A 16,106-nucleotide genomic window follows, 5' to 3' on the forward strand; every position below is an offset into this window, starting at 1 on the left:
AATTATTTTAATTTAGAATATAATTAAAGCAATTCAAACTTTTATATACTTTATATCTGATTAGAATGAAAACAATTACGCCTTTAACCCACATCATAAATGCCTAAACCCCAAGTACACCTATTTTGATTTTTACACTTAAAAATCAATCATGCCAATTCTCAGTATTTTTTTCTATTCAAACCTCTTTTAGACTCAGAAATATAAGATAAAAAGAAGCACTCTTTCCTTCCCTTAAGTTTTCTAGCACTTACCTAAGCCCTCATTTTTTATTAAAACCCAATTAAAGTGTCTAAGCTTCGTGTCATCCTGCTGATCTTAAAAACACAGAATGTATGAGTTGACCTTAAATGATACTAGTTCAAACATTGATGATATTCTAAGTTCCAAAAAAGAACCCATAATAAAAATAACAATTAAATATCCTATAAAGTGAACAATAATATGATTACAGAATCATCCTCAAAAACCTATTGGCCCTTATTTCCACGTAAAGTCATGTTTGATTGGCAAACCACACCATTACATTGGATCCCTCAATCGCCACTAGCCAGTCATGCCATCAATCATTTTAGTTTTAGCCTTGTGCGTGGCGAATACTTTTTCTGTCGCATGTTTAATAAAGCATTGCCTTTGATTGAAGATGAAAAACTGAAAGAGCATGTAAAGGTTTTTATTCGCCAAGAAGTGATTCATGCGCAAGCACATAAAGACTCTATCGAGCAATACCTTCAACGATATGGTGTAGACATTGAAAAACAATATGAAACCGTCATTCATCTTTTTGATCACGCATTAGCAGATAAACCTTTTGGGATGAAATTACCTAAATTTTTACAAAAACAGTGGTTGGTTGCACGTGTTGGTTTTGTGGCTGCTACGGAACATTACACCTGTGCCTTGGGTAAATTCGTATTAGAAAAAGCACATTGGGAAGCAAAGGGATGCAACCCGGAAGTAAGCGATTTATTTACATGGCATTGCGCTGAAGAAGTAGAACATCGTGCGGTTGCTTACGATTTATTCCAATACTTAAATAAAGGCAATTACGCGATGCGTTGCTTGGTGATGTTGCCCGTTGTTCCTATTTTAACCATGCTAATGATTAAAGGTACTGCTGGGCTAGCGACGACCGATCCAGTTTTATCCAAATCGCAAAAAAGTTTAACTCGATTAGGCTTTTGGAAAGAATGGGCCTCTGCAAGTCAGCAAAATCTCATCCCGAGTCTATCGTGGTTTATCACTACATCAGGCAGTTTCTTTAAACCTGATTATCATCCGATTTATGAAGCCTCAACTCAAATGGCTTTGGATTACATTAATAATTCCCCCGCTGTAAAAGCATTCGAACAGCAATTGGTATTCTCAAATGACCCAAAAAATTAAAAAAAAACCAAACTTTTATAAATGCTGGAGATGTTCAATTATCCATTTATGAATGGAGAAAGAGTTCATCTCATTTACACACCATTGTTTTTATTCATGGCTATCCAGATGATGCCAGTGTCTGGAATCAACTGGCAGAACAACTGGCATTAACCCACCATGTTGTAAGCTATGATGTCCGTGGTACAGGTCTTTCTACAGCCCCTTTATCTCGTAAAGGCTATGCCTTTGAGTATTTAATTGCCGATCTTGAGCATGTCATACAACATGTGAGTCCAAATAAAAAAGTCCATTTGGTCGGACATGATTGGGGCGCTTTACAGGGCTGGGAGGCTGTTTTCGATCCCAATATTCAACACAAAATTCAAAGTTATACTGCACTTGCACCCAGTCTTGATCATGTTCGGGCATGGTTTCATCAACAGCTACGAAGCTTACAGCCGCGTCAGCAATTCATCGCAGTCAAACAATTACTTTCCTCAAGTTATATGGCATTTTTTAATTTACCCTTTATTCCAGAGTTGAGTTGGAAAGTTGCATTGGCAAAACGCTGGCCATCCATCTTGTCTAGGTTGGAAAAAGTCGATATTGAAACAGCGCCTCATCAACTCAGAAATGGGGTGAATGGGTTAGAGCTCTACCGTAACAACTTATTCAATCATCTCTTCTTTCCCAAAAACCGCATGACCTCTGTTCCTGTACATTTACTATCAATGACCCAAGACCCGTTTGTGCCACAACACCTGCTAATTGGATTAGAAAAAAGTACCAATGCTCAATTCCAACGTACGGATATTGAGGCTGGGCATTGGGGCATACTCAGTCAACCGCAAGGGATTGCCGAATCAATGACGAACTTTATTCAACAATTTAAATTGGCCAAAGTAGCTTAAAACAATGAAAAATTCTGAAGTAAGAGTTCAACTACATATGCGTCTACCGCCAGAAAAAGTATTCGATATTTTCACCCATCATGAAAATTATCGGCAGATTCCCCTTGTTTTAAATACAAAATTAATTCAACAAGGAAAGCTTCACCCTTCAAATGGTCAAAATGCGATCAGAGAAATTCATTTCGTGGGTGGGTCATTAAAAGAAGTCGTTACGGATATGCACTATCCATTTTATTGGGAGTATTTATTCTTAAAATGGCCTCTCCCAGTTCAACATCTTGGTGGCAGAATGCAATTTGATGCCGTGGAAAATGGAACTTTAGTGACTTGGTCAACCCAATATAATGCAGATCGACTGCCAAAAATTGTCGCAAAAACGATTGATTCACTCAGCAAAGGGTTTTTGTTATATGCCGCAAAAGCATTAGCTAAAATTGCATTAAAAAGACATGAAAATATTAAACTGATGATGTTCAATAACAGGTGAATCAGCGCATTACTACTACTACACGGATTAATTTAATGTTTCGACAAATTGAAAATTTGGACAGTTAAAAATAGGTTTCTTCAATTTTCTAAACACAGCATTTTCACCCTTTATGCAGCAGTGTACGGACTCAATGTAAGCGTTAAACCCTGAGGCTGTGTGACTTGGAACTCAAGGCTATAGCCATATTTACTCAGAATCATTTTAACTAAAGATAACCCCAATCCGTGTCCTGATTGTTGGGCTGATTTGCGCCAAAAACGTTGTCCCAAGTGTTCCACTTCATGTTCACTTAACGTATTTCCATTGTCCTGAATGAAAAGTGCCTTGTCCTGCATACTGACAGAAATGACATTGGCATGTGCATGTAACACTGCATTTTCAATGAGGTTTTTAAGTACGGTATACAGTGCAAAATACGGCAAATCAATGGTTGTTAAACTGGTCCAATGAATCTCTAAACTGTGATCAAGCTCAGGATAAGTTGGCCTTAAATCTGTAATAACGTGTTGCAGTACAGATGTCGTATCTGTGGCTTCTAACTTCTGCGTGACCTCTTGATCTACCGCTGTCAGTGCTAAAAGTTGTTCCAATAACTGTGCATATCTGCGAATGCTGATATTGGCTTGCTGCAGGCTGTCCTGTAAATTTTGCGGCGTTTGTTGTTGCTGTGCAATCAATTGTGCAAGTTGCACATGGGTTTTAATTGCGGTTAAAGGACTACGTAATTCATGTGCCGCATATGCGGTAAAGACTTTCTCATTTTCCAAACTATGATGTAATTTTTGAATCAACTGCGTTGAATTATCAACAAAAGGTTGTACCTCTTGCGGAATATTTTTGGGGTCAAGATTACTTAAATAGGTCGTTGCCTCAGCAAGTGATAAATCTTTGCGACTCAAATGTTGCGCAAGGGCATCCAGACTTTTAAATTCTTTACGTACAATTAAAAGAATCAATGCCATACAAATAAGCAAGGAGAAAATCAGTGGAATCAGCATAGATTGCAAAATCTGCTGTAACAGTGAATCGCGCAAGAATAACCGTTCCGCAGCCACAACCTGAATATCATTTTTACGCAGCACATAACTGCGCCATTCCACCCCGCCTTGTTGCCAAGTACTAAAGCCAAGCTGTTGCTGACTTAAGTTCAGTGGCGCACCGCGCGTTTTTGCGACCACATGCTGACCAATAGAAATATCTGAGCTAAATAAAGAAACTTCACAGGCAATCAGATTTTCAGCATCTGCTGGCTTATTGGGGTGTTGATTCAGTTCGTTATTCAGCGCTTGCATCGGGAGCTGTTGAATTAACCGCGCAACCATCTGTGCTGAAGCAAAAAGCCGTTGATCGAGCGTATCTTGTAAGCGTTTTTGCAGGTCAACATACAACCAAGCAAATACAAGACTCCACAGGCAAAGAAAGACTAGCAATAAACTGCTGACCAAACGCCATTTCAAACTATAACTTCGCATCTATGCTGACTCAGGCACTTTAAACATATAACCAATTCCACGAATGGTCTGAATCAGATCGGCATGTAATTTTTGCCTTAAATGGTAAATATGCACATTTAATGCATTACTTTCGATGCTGTCTTGATAGCCATACAGTTTGTCGAGTAATTGCTCATTTTTCAGCACTTGATTGGGATGACTCATCAGTGTCTCAAGCAAGCTGTATTCACGCCTTGATAACTGAACCGGTTGATGTTGATAAAAGACTTCTTGGGTGTCGCGATTTAAACTCAAATTTTCAAACTGCAATACATTCGATGAAAAACCACGGTGACGACGTGTAAGCGCATGAATACGGGCAATCAGCTCATCCAGTTCAAAAGGTTTTGTCAGATAATCATCTGCACCTACGTTCAGTGCTTGAATACATTGCTGGGTCTGGATTCGTGCAGTCAGTACCAGTACAGGGGTGTGAATCTGATCTTGTCGCCATTTTTTGAGTAAGTCCAAACCGTCCTGATCGGGCAACCCTAAATCAAGTAAGCACAGATCTACGGCGCTATGACGGATAAAATAATCTGCCGCACTGGCTGTACTGACATGCTCTACAGAAATATTTAAAAAATTCAACGCCGCGCAAATGCTTTGTGCAATATACGGATCATCTTCCACTAAAACGACAAACATACAGTTCCCCATGCGTTGTGCATTTATTTTATAAGTGATTGTTGCTGTTAATGCTCTCTTAATTTTAGTTTTTGAATAATAGAGTCCCTAAAATGAAATACGATACTGAAATTGATGATGATAAGGTTGCTGAAAATATTTTTTATCACGCTTGCTGTTTTGATACAGACAGCGCATGCAGATTTTCTTTCACCTGATCAAGCCTTTCAGTTTCAGGCGGTCTCAACCAGTCAAAATGGCGCTGAACTGACATGGAAAATTGCCGACGGCTATTATCTCTATCATGATCAAATTAAAGTGAGCCACAATCAGAAAGCACTCAAACTCAATCTACCGACACCACAAGACAAAGACGACCCAACCTTTGGGATGACCCAAGTTTATTATGCTCAAGTCAAGACACATATTCCTGTACAGCCAAATCAGCAGCTGAATATTCAGTGGCAAGGCTGTGCAGACAGCGGTTTGTGCTACCCCGTACAACGTACAACAATTCAAAGCAATGAAGAAGGATTATTGCCTGCACAAAAACTCGACGAAAGAACAAAACTATTAAAGGTGATCTCAACCTCGACATTGCCCCCCATCCCGCTCGCTGAACAAACTGAAACACCGCCACAAAAAAAAGAAGCTTTAGCACCCAAAAATTTAGCAGATGACCCCGCCGAAGAAGCATCTAAAGCCCAAGTACAAGTCAATCAAAACACCTTGCCACAAAATGAAATCATGGTGCCATCATCAAATGAAGTCAGTGCTCAATCTGCATCTGAGGCACAACCTGAGCAGAATGCAGCTTCAATTAAATTACAGTGGAATAATGACCAATTCTTTTTTAATTTGCTATCCGATCAAAACATCATATTGAACCTGTTGGTGTTTTTAGGACTGGGGATTTTATTGGCATTTTTACCTTGTTCCCTGCCCTTAATTCCCATTTTATCGGGTATTTTAGTCCAGCGTCATCGTGGTTATCGGGCTGCCTTCATTGCAGGGGCTTTTGTTTTTGGCTTAGCAATGGTCTATGCAGGAATGGGGTTGGCTGTTTCACAACTGGGTTATAACTTTCAGCGATGGTTCCAAAGCCCTATTTTTATTGGTTTCTTTGCCCTGCTTTTTATTATATTTGCGTTTAATTTATTTGGTGCCTTTCAGTTGTCCTTACCGCAAGGAATGTTACATCGCCTTGATCAATGGCAACAAAAACAGAAAGGTGGCACCTTACTTGGTGCCTTACTCATGGGCATGATTGCGACACTCATTGTTGGGCCATGTATGAGTGCACCACTTGCTGGAGCCTTATTATTTGTTTCACAGTTGAATCATCCTTTAATGGGAACCACTTACTTATTTGTACTGGGTTTAGGGATTGGTTTACCCATATTTATTGCCTCAGTGTTTGGATCAAAATATTTACCTAAGCCCGGCGTATGGATGGATCGTCTTAAGTTTAGCTTTGGCTTTGTCATGTTGATTCTTGCTATTTATTTTGTACGTCCTCTTGTTCCAAGTGTGTTGTATTTCAGTTTGTTCGGCATTACTTTACTGTTCCTTGCAGGCTACTGCCTCCTGAAAATTTTGCCCAATGTAACGCGAATCATCACCAAAGCCATGATCATTGTGCTTAGTCTAGCCATTGGTTCTGGAGGTCTCTGGCATCTCTACCAAGCCATCAGCCAAATGAGTGTGACTCAAGCAGAGCAAACCTTAGCATGGCAACGAGTAAGCACTGCGGATGAACTGGGTCGTGCACTCACTCGCGCTACTGGCCAAGCCGTGATTATTGATGTATATGCGGACTGGTGCGTGGCCTGCCAGCCCATTGAGCACGAAGTTTTACCCCGTGAAGATGTGCAAGATGCGCTACGTAATATTGTCAGGATTAAACTTGATATCACCCATTACCATCCAAGCCAAAATGACTTGTTAAAAGAATGGCAGATTCTTGGCCCCCCAACCATGATCATGTTGGATCCTTCACACCAAGAACAGCGTGAACTTCGACTGACGGGCACATTTAGCGCAAGCCAGTTGATCGCGCGATTAGCGCAACTACAGGCCAAGGAACCGCAATGATTTCATCTGAAGCCTTACACCTTGGGCCATTTATCTTGCCTTGGACACTGGTCATTATTTTGCTATCTATGATTATGATGAAAATCATGGGTCAAGTGCTGGGTCAAAAACAACGGTGGGAACAAGCGACAAGCCAAGTTTTTTGGGATTCCTTATGGACCAGTTTTTGGATTGGCTTAATTGGGGCACGTATCACCTTCGTGCTGTTGCATTGGGATGTGTATTTCGCCTCTCCAATCGACATTGTCAAAATTCAAGATCAGGGGTTTCATTTAATCGGTGGTACTGTCGCAGGTAGTGCATGGTTCTTTTGGAAAAATAAAGGCTTATCTAGAAAATCTAGAGCCTTATTTATATTCATTTTTACTGTGCTACTCAGCATCGGCATTGCGATTCAAAGCAGTTTGAAACAGGACGTACATTTTCCCAATTTAAATTTTTCTTCCTTAACCCAAAGTAGCGAAACATCAAAAAAAATTCCACTCAAGCAATTTATTGGGCAACCGACCATCATCAATATGTGGGCAAGTTGGTGCCCACCCTGCCACCGCGAAATGCCTGTGTTACAACGGGCACATGATCAACACCCTGAGATGAATTTCATCATGCTGAATCAGGGAGAAGATCAAGTCACCGTACACGAGTACTTAAAACGTTATCGCCTGAATTTTAAAGATGTCCTGCTGGATCCACAGGGTGAAATGCCACAACAAATGAATATGCATGGATTACCCAGCACTTTATTTTTTAATGCACAAGGCCAGTTGATCGCGCGTCATATGGGCGAACTGACACCTGCAATGTTGCAGCAATATTTAAAAAAGATCTCAACACAACCTTAATTTTATAGTGAATTTTATGAATATATTGATACAACGTATACTCATTGCCATGGTGTTTGCAGGCAGTACAACATTGGTTGCAGCCAAGACCGATATCAAAAAACACATTGAGCAAGAAGGGTTTCAGTTCATTAAGCAAATTCCTGCACCAACAGGTCTGACCGGTTGGGTGGGACATAACAACCAACACCCTGCGACCGTATTTATTGCAAATGATGAGCAATATTACATTGTCGGTGACTTATACAATGCGAAAGGAACGAATCTCTCCCTTGATGCTATTAATGAACATGCCAAAGATGCCGTACTAGATGACGTGTGGAAAACCTTAGAAAAATCGACATGGATTCAAGATGGCCCAAAAAATGCGCCACGTATTGTGTATGTCTTTTCAGATCCAAACTGTCCGTACTGTCATAAATTTTGGCAGCAAGCGCGTCCATGGGTTAACGCTGGAAAAGTACAATTACGTCACATTCAAGTGGGCGTAATACGTGAAGAAAGTCGTGCTCAGGTTGCATCTTTACTCATGTCAAAAGACCCTGAAGCGGTGTTCACTGAGATGAATAAAAATAAAGGGAAAAAAAGCTTAAAACAGGCGGAAACCATTCCTACAGAAATTGCAGATAAAATTGATTTTAATCAGGGGTTAATGGATAAATATGGGTTTTTCTCAACACCTTCCATGGTATGGAGAGACAGCCAAGGGTCTTTTCAATCGGCTCAAGGCATGCCAAAAGATTTAAAAGAAATTTTTGAAAAGTAAATTTGTCAGCCTAAAATCATCTATAGAGACTCGTACACTCAATCCTGATTGGACAGTTCAAGATTTAAATTTTTGAAATTTAAGTTTGCCAATCATTTAAATGATACGAGCTTTGTGGATTGAAGGTAAAATATAAAGTTATGATTTTATTCATATTATTTTCAATAGTTTCAAATCAAAATGTCATTATCTCTGACTAAAATGGATTGCAGTGAGATCTCATAGCGTCCTAAAAGGCTTAAATCATCATGGTTTAGGCCTTTTTCATGTCTAATACGATCCATTCCTTCTTATGCAATAAATAGATCGGATCTATGGATAAGAATAACACTTCAAAACATACAATAGACCTCTTTCATAAATCAACAAATCATCATCCATTGGCAGTGAAATTAATATTGTTTAAAAATGACTTATGAAAGAAGTCTAATATTTATCATTAAAAAAGGCAGGTGTCTAAGCACCTGCCTTTTTAAGCAATTCTTTATTCTAAGTTTACCAATGGAGCTCTAAACCTAAAGTACCACCTTCATTTTTAGCACCGTTTTCTGAATATTGCCCATAAGCGACCAAGATAGGTTATAGCTAAACGAAATAATGCAATGAATTCAATCGTTCATTTTTTGGCTTGCACCTTGAAAAAAAATCTGTAAAATGCTCATCATAACGCCGGCATAGCTCAGTTGGTAGAGCAACTGACTTGTAATCAGTAGGTCCACAGTTCGAATCCGTGTGTCGGCACCATATCTTAGCCTCGCTTTTTAGTGAGGCTTTGATGTTTTTATAGTATGTGTTTTCTTTTAAGCCTTCTGCGCAGTAATTTGCACATACCTCACCATACCTTCTTGATATAAAACACCACACAATTTTGCAGTCATTCGAATTTTAAACGCATCCATTCCCTGACTTTGAATTTTTGAATTTAAATCGGTCGCAACAAAATTTTCAAATCCAGCAAACACTTCAAGACTCATGTCCTGAATATGAATATTCTGAAATTCAAAATGTTCTAGACTGTGCTGTAAGTCGGTTTGAAGTAATAAATGCTCAATATTGACATCTGCTGCTTTGAGTAAGGCTTGGTAACGAAGTTTTTGCCATGTATTTAAATCTTGGTATTTATCAGACCACATTAAATAATGAAAACCAATGCGCCCTTGTGAATTTAAAACGGAATGCATAGAAAATAGAAATGAATTTAATGGGCTATGATAAGCAGCATCGATACACAGCACTGCGTCAAAGGTCTTTTGAGGAAAAATAGCCTTTAAATTTAAAAAAGAACCACAGTGAATATCTACGGTTGAAGTTAATTTTTTTTGAAGATAAGTAACGCAAGCAGATTGTATTTCTACTGCACTTATTTGCTGAATCTGATAGGTAGAATGCCAATGCACGAGACTCGCACCTTGGCCACATCCGACATCTAACAGTCGATCTTTTTTATTTAAATCAATCGCCTGTGCCAGCTGGTCTGCAAGTGCTTGGCAAGCTTGTGGATACGAACTTGTATCAGCCTGCCAATAGCCCAAGTTGCTCCAAGCCAATTCAGCCTTATCTCCTAGCAATTTACTGTTAATTGCATATTTATGTTCAGGAAAATAATTGCGGAATGCTTGAAGCCATTTCATCTATTAGTAGCCGAGCTGTGGGGCAACCTCTACTTTAGGTTTTAATCCCACAAACGGCAATGGGGCACCAAAAATTTCAGCAATATGCATTGCAGACGTCACCGCCGATTCTAAAATTGGTAAACCATCACACGACCATGAACCACAGTAAAATACTTTACGATTTTGTGATTTATGGCGTTGTTGCAATTCAGTGTTTAAAGCCACTGTTTGCGAATCGACCACAGCACGGGTCAGCGTTACCGTTGAAATGATTTTTTTAGGGTCAATCGGAGTCACTGGACGCCAAGTTTGGAACACTGGCGTTTTACCCACAAGACTCGGTTCAATGGAATTTAACCATACTGTAAATTGCTGACGGGTAAATTTACGATCCATCATATAGCTCAGTACCGCCCAATCTTTACGTTTAGGGGGCATCACGGTTTGATCGGTATGAATGACCAAATCGCCCTGTTCAAATTTGAATTTTTTGAGTAGCGCAATATCATCTGCAAATTGAGTTGGATCTAAAAATTCTTCAATTTTTGCGGTGGGTGTTGCCACAACCACACTATCAAACTCAGTCACTTTGCCTTCATTGTTAGTAACGAGAACTTTATCGTCCTGTTCTTTGACTGAAGTAATGGCTGAACCGCTGACAATTGAAAGACCTTCAATCAGCTTATTGACCAAAGCAGGTGTACCACCCTGAAGACGTAAAAGTGCATCACCATCGGTCAATTGACGTAAAAATACCAAAAGTGGTTTGGCTGGCCATTCACCAATGGTTTTCGGGTTACACGTACAAATAGTATACAGAACAGGCATCACTGCACCATGCCAAAACACTTCTTCAATGTCGTTGCGGTTAATGAATTCTGCCAAAGTAATGTCTTGATCATCTGACTTGAAAAACTTACCAATGGCCGTTTTCAATTGCAACATACCTTTCACTAAACGCCATCCGTACTGTTGGATGCCTTTACGGTTATTAATGATTGGAAAGTTACCAATGCGACTACGTGTTGTGGTCAGCCATGTTTCGGTTTTGTCTTCAAACAACCAGCTACACGCCATATAAGTACGTACAGGAAAGGTTTTAATACCTAAATATGCAGCTAAGCTTAATGTATTGTTCCAAAGGTGCGGGTTCATTACACGTAATGGCGCGTCAATCAAACCACCTTCAAACTCAGTACTATGGCTGTCCATACCACGTCCAGGCAAGGCTTCAAAAATGGTAATGCTATGCCCTGCATCTTTTAGAATTCTTGCGGCAGCAAGCCCAGCCATGCCGCTACCAATGACTGCAATATCCAATCTGCTCTTCCATATTTTAAACTTTCATAAAATTATGAACCATGCCAGTAGAAAACAAGGTATTAAAAACTACCAGATTCAGCCTTTTTCCAAAGTGGATACAAAACAATATAAATGGGAAAAACATCGATGCCTAGCCCACAAAACTACGGCACAAAAAAAGCCCCCGAATCAATTCGGGGGCTTTTTTAATGATTAAAGATCATGCAAAACAGTATTAAGCCGATACTGGAATTTCACCAAATTTACCACTGTTAAAATCATTAAACGCTTGAACAATTTCATCTTTGGTGTTCATAACAAATGGGCCATAGCCTTGAATTGGTTCATCTAGTGGTTGACCTGTGAGCACTAAAAATTTTGCATCACGTACGGCTTCTAGTTGAATTTCAGAATCGCCATCTTTATCAAACATCACAATTGAACTGTCCAACACTTGTTGGGTTCCATTCAATAGCATTTCGCCTTCTAGCACCACAACAAGCGCATTATGTCCCACAGGAACGTGGACATATTCAGCGGTATGGCCTGCTTTTAAAACACCATCCCAAACATTTACGGGACTAAAAGTGCTGGCTGGGCCACGGTGATCTGCATATTTACCAGCAATAATACGCAGATGACCTGCATCGTCATCAAACTGAATAATGGGTATATCTTGGGCTTGAATGCCTTGATATTGGGGCGCAGTCATTTTGTCTTTGGCGGGCAAATTGACCCACAGTTGCACCATTTCAAACAAGCCACCCGCTTGCGCGAATGCTGTAGAATGAAACTCTTCGTGCACCAAACCTGCACCCGCAGTCATCCACTGCACATCACCTGCTTGAATGGTTCCGCCACCGCCCGCAGAATCTTGATGTGTCACTTCACCTTGATACGCCAGTGTGACTGTTTCAAAACCGCGATGCGGATGAGAACCTACACCATGCTGTTCGGTGGTCGGTTTAAACTGATACGGCGCAGCATAATCTAACAATAGAAATGGGCTAATGGCCTGTCCTAAGCGATCATAAGAAAATAGATTTTTTACAGGAAAACCATCTCCGACCCAATGCATACTTTGATTACGGTAAACACCAATAATTTTTTTCATCTCTTAACTCCTATCTCTCATAGGATGAATATGAAATAAATATTATGCTTTTAAGCGCTCATCGCATAGAGGCAGAGTAATATTGTAAATCTCATAAACAAGACAATAAGCAATTTAAATTGAATCTAATGATTAAAAAAAAGAATAACTACCTCTAAATCAAAATAGCATCCCATTAAATTCAAAAATATCTCATATTTGAGATTAATAATCCTACATAAATGATTTTATCTGCATTTACTTTATCTCATTTTTAAAACTACCATCATCACTGCAATTCATGATAAATCCAGACTTTCAAGCCATGGATTATCAATCAATCGTATTTTTTAATAGCATCATGAGGGAAATAAAATGGGTAAACCATACGTTCGTTTAGATAAAGACAATGCAGCCGTCCTCTTGGTCGACCATCAAACAGGTCTACTTTCGCTCGTCCGTGATATTGATCCTGACAAGTTTAAAAATAATGTATTGGCTCTTGCCGCCGCTGCAAAATATTTTAATCTTCCAACCATTTTAACCACAAGCTTTGAAGATGGCCCAAATGGCCCTTTGGTTCCTGAACTTAAAAATATGTTCCCAGACGCGCCTTATATTGCCCGCCCAGGTCAAATCAATGCATGGGACAATGAAGACTTTGTAAAAGCCATCAAAGCGACTGGTAAAAAGCAATTAATCATTGCAGGCGTTGTCACTGAAGTCTGTGTGGCCTTCCCAACGCTTTCTGCATTAGCAGAAGATTTCGACGTCTTCGTTATTACAGATGCTTCGGGCACTTTCAACCCTTTAACACGTGATTCTGCATGGGATCGTATGTCTCAAGCAGGTGCTCAATTGATGACTTGGTTCGGCGCATCGTGTGAATTACACCGCGACTGGCGTAATGATATTGAAGGTTTAGGTGCATTATTTGGCGCGCATATTCCTGACTACAGTAACTTAATTCAAAGTTATATTAAAAATACTGAAAAGAAATAAGTTTATTGCGCTACAGAAAGCGATCTTTGGGTCGCTTTTTGCATTTTATAGCATCTTATATTCACGTATGATCGAACACAGAAAAGAAACTCGCATTGCTATTTAGGTGATCTATGCATTCATTTGACGACTACTATTATTTTTATCTCGTGGTAAAACATGGTGGGTTTAGCGCTGCAAGTGAAGCCTCGAATATTACCAAATCTAAATTAAGTCGACGTATTTTAGATTTAGAAACCCAATACAATATCACCCTCATTCAACGTTCAACGCGGCATTTTAAAGTCACCCCCTTAGGGCAAGAGTTTTTTGAAGCCTGTAGTAAAGTGATTGAGCAAGCTGATAGTGCTCAAAATGTGTTATTAAAACAAAAAAATGAACCTCAAGGACTGGTGAAAATTAGTTGCCCACCGGTCATGATGGAACACCAAATTCGTCCTTTACTGACCCAATTTCTAAAAGATTACCCTCAAGTGACTGTTGAAATGGAACTGTCCAGTCGCCGCATCGATGTATTGCATGATGATATCGACCTTGCCATTCGAACCAATTTCAGCGCCAATGAAGATTCGAGTATTATTGTTCGCGACATCATTAAAACCGCCCATTGCTTGGTCGCCAGTCCCGAACTGTTACAAGGCCGTACCCTTGAACATATTACTGAATTATATGAATTTCCATGTATTGTCCTAAGTACTCAAAAACAGCAATACCGTTGGCATTTACACAACTTAAAACAACAAGAAGAAATTGATATTCCCTTACAACCTCGAATTAAAAGTAATGATTTAATGGGCGCATATTTTGCGGTACTTGATGGTTTAGGCATTGCAGATTTACCCTATTTGACTGTAGAACATGACATTCAGTCAGGTAAATTGGTTCACCTATTTCCCGATTGGTGTTCCAATGTCGGCACGGTGCAATTGGTTTATGCGTCGAGAAAAGGCCAACGTCTGGTGATGGAAAAATTAATTGATGTATTAATTGAAGGTCTACGTGGCTTTGCAGCGAAAAGCGATGGATATTTAAATTAGACAAAAAACCCAGCATTTGATTGCTGGGTTTTTTAGATTAAATTTTACCGACAAGGTCAATTGAAGGTGCAAGTGTTGCATCCCCTTCTTGCCATTTCGCTGGGCAAACTTCACCTGGGTGTGCATGCACATATTGCGCAGCTTTTACTTTACGAAGCAGCTCAGATGCATCACGGCCAATACCACCTGCGTTAATTTCAACAATCTGAATTTTACCTTCTGGATCAATCACAAAAGTGCCGCGGTCTGCTAAACCATCTGCTTCAATTAACACATCAAAGTTTTTCGCCAAAGTCCATGTTGGGTCACCCACCATTGGATATTGAATTTTTTTAATTTCATCAGAAGAATCATGCCAAGCTTTGTGCGTGAAATGCGTATCTGTTGAAACAGAATAGGTTTCAACACCCATTTTTTGGAATTCAGCATAATGATCTGCAAGATCGCCTAATTCAGTTGGACATACAAAAGTGAAATCGGCTGGATAAAAAAATACGACTGACCATTGACCCAACATCTCTTTTTCAGAGATTTCGATGAATTGACCATTTTTATAGGCTGTGGCATTGAAAGGTTTGACTTCAGTATTAATTAAACTCATTACGTATTCCTCTATTTCATTTTGGGGAGTGCTTATTGTGTGAAATAAGAATACGAAACTTATTTTAATTGGTAAAACAGTAGATTTTTATAAAAACAATCGAATTAATAGATAACAAAAGTATTAATGAATAAATCTATTTGCTTAATTCATCTGAAAAATAAAAAACCCTTTATTTTCATAAAGGGTTCAGTGATGACTTATATGAACTTCTGCTTTTTTCTAAAACGGAAGATCATCATCTAAATCTGATGGAGCTGGTGCTACAGGAGCTGCTGGGGCTTTTGGTGCAAACCCACTTGGGTTATTGTTGGCATAGCCATTGCCTTGATTGCTGTTCGCTTGGTTGTTGCTTGCTTGATTACTATTGCCATAACCACCTTGGTTATTCGCACCTTGATTGCCATAACCGCTTTGTTGGTTATTGTTATAACCACCTTGCTGGTTGTTATTAAAACGAGGTTGTTCAAAACCTTGGCCTTGTTGCTCGCCTTGTGAACGGTTGTTGCTGTCCAACATTTGCATTTGTTCGCCACGAATTTCAGTGGTATAGCGTTCTTGACCATTTTGATCTGTCCATTGGCGTGTACGCAATGAACCTTCAATATAAACTTTTGAACCTTTACGTAAATATTGCTGTGCAATTTCACCTAGGCGATTATGCAATACGATACGGTGCCATTCCGTTTGCTCTTTACGTTCACCCGTACTTTTATCTGTCCAAGAATCGCTCGTCGCGATAGAGAACTGGGTCAGTGAGCCACCATTCGCAAAAGTTTTAGTTTCTGGATCTTTACCTAGAGTACCGACTAAAATAACTTTATTTACACCACGCATCAGACGTATTCTTCCTATCTATTTCTATTA

General features: G+C 39.5%; 15 protein-coding genes and 1 tRNA gene. 9 read left to right on the forward strand and 7 right to left on the reverse strand.

Going from position 1 to position 16,106, the window contains the following annotated elements; all coding sequences use genetic code 11:
* The first annotated feature begins 444 nt into the window (after positions 1-444).
* From BBP83_RS01725 to BBP83_RS01735, 3 genes are all read left to right on the forward strand, one after another.
* Positions 445-1,386: a metal-dependent hydrolase gene (locus BBP83_RS01725; RefSeq protein ID WP_068885684.1), complete on the forward strand. Its 942-nt coding sequence runs from the start codon at positions 445-447 to the stop codon at positions 1,384-1,386.
* Positions 1,387-1,469: 83 nt separating this feature from the next.
* Positions 1,470-2,279 (forward strand): alpha/beta fold hydrolase, encoded by an 810-nt coding sequence (locus BBP83_RS01730; protein WP_281180993.1) that lies wholly within the window; start codon positions 1,470-1,472, stop codon positions 2,277-2,279.
* A 4-nt stretch (positions 2,280-2,283) separates the two neighbouring features.
* Entirely contained in the window at positions 2,284-2,766 is a 483-nt protein-coding gene (locus BBP83_RS01735) for an SRPBCC family protein (RefSeq protein WP_078055375.1), read from the forward strand.
* Positions 2,767-2,876: 110 nt separating this feature from the next.
* Here the strand turns inward: BBP83_RS01735 and BBP83_RS01740 are convergent, their stop codons facing one another.
* Positions 2,877-4,241 (reverse strand): ATP-binding protein, encoded by a 1,365-nt coding sequence (locus BBP83_RS01740; RefSeq protein ID WP_068885687.1) that lies wholly within the window; start codon positions 4,239-4,241, stop codon positions 2,877-2,879.
* On the reverse strand, positions 4,242-4,910 hold the full coding sequence (locus BBP83_RS01745) for a response regulator transcription factor (protein ID WP_068885688.1): 669 nt from the start codon (positions 4,908-4,910) through the stop codon (positions 4,242-4,244).
* Between the two features lie 117 nt (positions 4,911-5,027).
* On the opposite strand from BBP83_RS01745, the gene dsbD reads away from it, so the two are divergent.
* The 4 genes from dsbD to BBP83_RS01765 all read left to right on the forward strand — a co-directional run bounded on the left by dsbD (position 5,028) and on the right by BBP83_RS01765 (position 9,335).
* The gene (gene dsbD / locus BBP83_RS01750) at positions 5,028-6,983 is read left to right on the forward strand and encodes a protein-disulfide reductase DsbD (RefSeq protein WP_068885689.1); all 1,956 of its coding nucleotides are present in this window, start codon (positions 5,028-5,030) and stop codon (positions 6,981-6,983) included.
* Complete coding sequence (locus BBP83_RS01755; protein ID WP_068885690.1) at positions 6,980-7,825, forward strand: TlpA disulfide reductase family protein; 846 nt, start codon at positions 6,980-6,982, stop codon at positions 7,823-7,825. Before dsbD ends, BBP83_RS01755 begins: the two co-directional genes overlap by 4 nt.
* Positions 7,826-7,841: 16 nt before the next feature.
* The gene (gene dsbG, locus BBP83_RS01760) at positions 7,842-8,591 is read left to right on the forward strand and encodes a thiol:disulfide interchange protein DsbG (RefSeq protein WP_068885691.1); all 750 of its coding nucleotides are present in this window, start codon (positions 7,842-7,844) and stop codon (positions 8,589-8,591) included.
* 668 nt (positions 8,592-9,259) lie between these two features.
* A tRNA-Thr gene (locus BBP83_RS01765) sits at positions 9,260-9,335 on the forward strand.
* 56 nt (positions 9,336-9,391) lie between these two features.
* Here the strand turns inward: BBP83_RS01765 and BBP83_RS01770 are convergent.
* From BBP83_RS01770 to BBP83_RS01785, 3 genes are all read right to left on the reverse strand, one after another.
* Complete coding sequence (locus tag BBP83_RS01770) at positions 9,392-10,222, reverse strand: SAM-dependent methyltransferase (protein ID WP_068885692.1); 831 nt, start codon at positions 10,220-10,222, stop codon at positions 9,392-9,394.
* A gap of 3 nt (positions 10,223-10,225) precedes the next feature.
* Complete coding sequence (locus BBP83_RS01775) at positions 10,226-11,524, reverse strand: FAD-dependent oxidoreductase (RefSeq protein ID WP_068885693.1); 1,299 nt, start codon at positions 11,522-11,524, stop codon at positions 10,226-10,228.
* A gap of 217 nt (positions 11,525-11,741) precedes the next feature.
* On the reverse strand, positions 11,742-12,620 hold the full coding sequence (locus tag BBP83_RS01785) for a pirin family protein (RefSeq protein ID WP_068885695.1): 879 nt from the start codon (positions 12,618-12,620) through the stop codon (positions 11,742-11,744).
* Positions 12,621-12,974: 354 nt separating this feature from the next.
* Here BBP83_RS01785 and ycaC point away from each other — a divergent pair, with 354 nt between their 5' ends.
* Positions 12,975-13,601 carry an isochorismate family cysteine hydrolase YcaC gene (gene ycaC / locus BBP83_RS01790; RefSeq protein WP_068885696.1) on the forward strand — a complete coding sequence of 209 codons (627 nt, stop codon included), beginning with the start codon at positions 12,975-12,977 and terminating at the stop codon, positions 13,599-13,601.
* Positions 13,602-13,714: 113 nt separating this feature from the next.
* On the forward strand, positions 13,715-14,638 hold the full coding sequence (locus BBP83_RS01795) for a LysR substrate-binding domain-containing protein (protein ID WP_068885697.1): 924 nt from the start codon (positions 13,715-13,717) through the stop codon (positions 14,636-14,638).
* Positions 14,639-14,675: 37 nt separating this feature from the next.
* On the opposite strand, the gene ahpC is transcribed toward BBP83_RS01795, so the two are convergent.
* On the reverse strand, positions 14,676-15,239 hold the full coding sequence (ahpC, locus tag BBP83_RS01800; RefSeq protein WP_068885698.1) for an alkyl hydroperoxide reductase subunit C: 564 nt from the start codon (positions 15,237-15,239) through the stop codon (positions 14,676-14,678).
* A gap of 222 nt (positions 15,240-15,461) precedes the next feature.
* On the reverse strand, positions 15,462-16,076 hold the full coding sequence (gene ssb / locus BBP83_RS01805) for a single-stranded DNA-binding protein (protein ID WP_068885699.1): 615 nt from the start codon (positions 16,074-16,076) through the stop codon (positions 15,462-15,464).
* Positions 16,077-16,106 lie beyond the last annotated feature (30 nt).

The organism is Acinetobacter celticus (assembly GCF_001707755.1).
GTDB lineage: Bacteria > Pseudomonadota > Gammaproteobacteria > Pseudomonadales > Moraxellaceae > Acinetobacter > Acinetobacter celticus.

Excerpts from the sequence above, each read along its gene's own strand:
- BBP83_RS01725 (WP_068885684.1), top strand. The coding sequence starts at position 445 with ATGATTACAGAATCATCCTCAAAAACCTATTGGCCCTTATTTCCACGT.
- BBP83_RS01735 (WP_078055375.1), top strand. The coding sequence starts at position 2,284 with ATGAAAAATTCTGAAGTAAGAGTTCAACTACATATGCGTCTACCGCCA.
- BBP83_RS01740 (WP_068885687.1), bottom strand. The coding sequence starts at position 4,241 with ATGCGAAGTTATAGTTTGAAATGGCGTTTGGTCAGCAGTTTATTGCTA.
- BBP83_RS01745 (WP_068885688.1), bottom strand. The coding sequence starts at position 4,910 with ATGTTTGTCGTTTTAGTGGAAGATGATCCGTATATTGCACAAAGCATT.
- dsbD (WP_068885689.1), top strand. The coding sequence starts at position 5,028 with ATGATAAGGTTGCTGAAAATATTTTTTATCACGCTTGCTGTTTTGATA.
- BBP83_RS01755 (WP_068885690.1), top strand. The coding sequence starts at position 6,980 with ATGATTTCATCTGAAGCCTTACACCTTGGGCCATTTATCTTGCCTTGG.
- dsbG (WP_068885691.1), top strand. The coding sequence starts at position 7,842 with ATGAATATATTGATACAACGTATACTCATTGCCATGGTGTTTGCAGGC.
- BBP83_RS01770 (WP_068885692.1), bottom strand. The coding sequence starts at position 10,222 with ATGAAATGGCTTCAAGCATTCCGCAATTATTTTCCTGAACATAAATAT.
- BBP83_RS01785 (WP_068885695.1), bottom strand. The coding sequence starts at position 12,620 with ATGAAAAAAATTATTGGTGTTTACCGTAATCAAAGTATGCATTGGGTC.
- ycaC (WP_068885696.1), top strand. The coding sequence starts at position 12,975 with ATGGGTAAACCATACGTTCGTTTAGATAAAGACAATGCAGCCGTCCTC.
- BBP83_RS01795 (WP_068885697.1), top strand. The coding sequence starts at position 13,715 with ATGCATTCATTTGACGACTACTATTATTTTTATCTCGTGGTAAAACAT.
- ahpC (WP_068885698.1), bottom strand. The coding sequence starts at position 15,239 with ATGAGTTTAATTAATACTGAAGTCAAACCTTTCAATGCCACAGCCTAT.
- ssb (WP_068885699.1), bottom strand. The coding sequence starts at position 16,076 with ATGCGTGGTGTAAATAAAGTTATTTTAGTCGGTACTCTAGGTAAAGAT.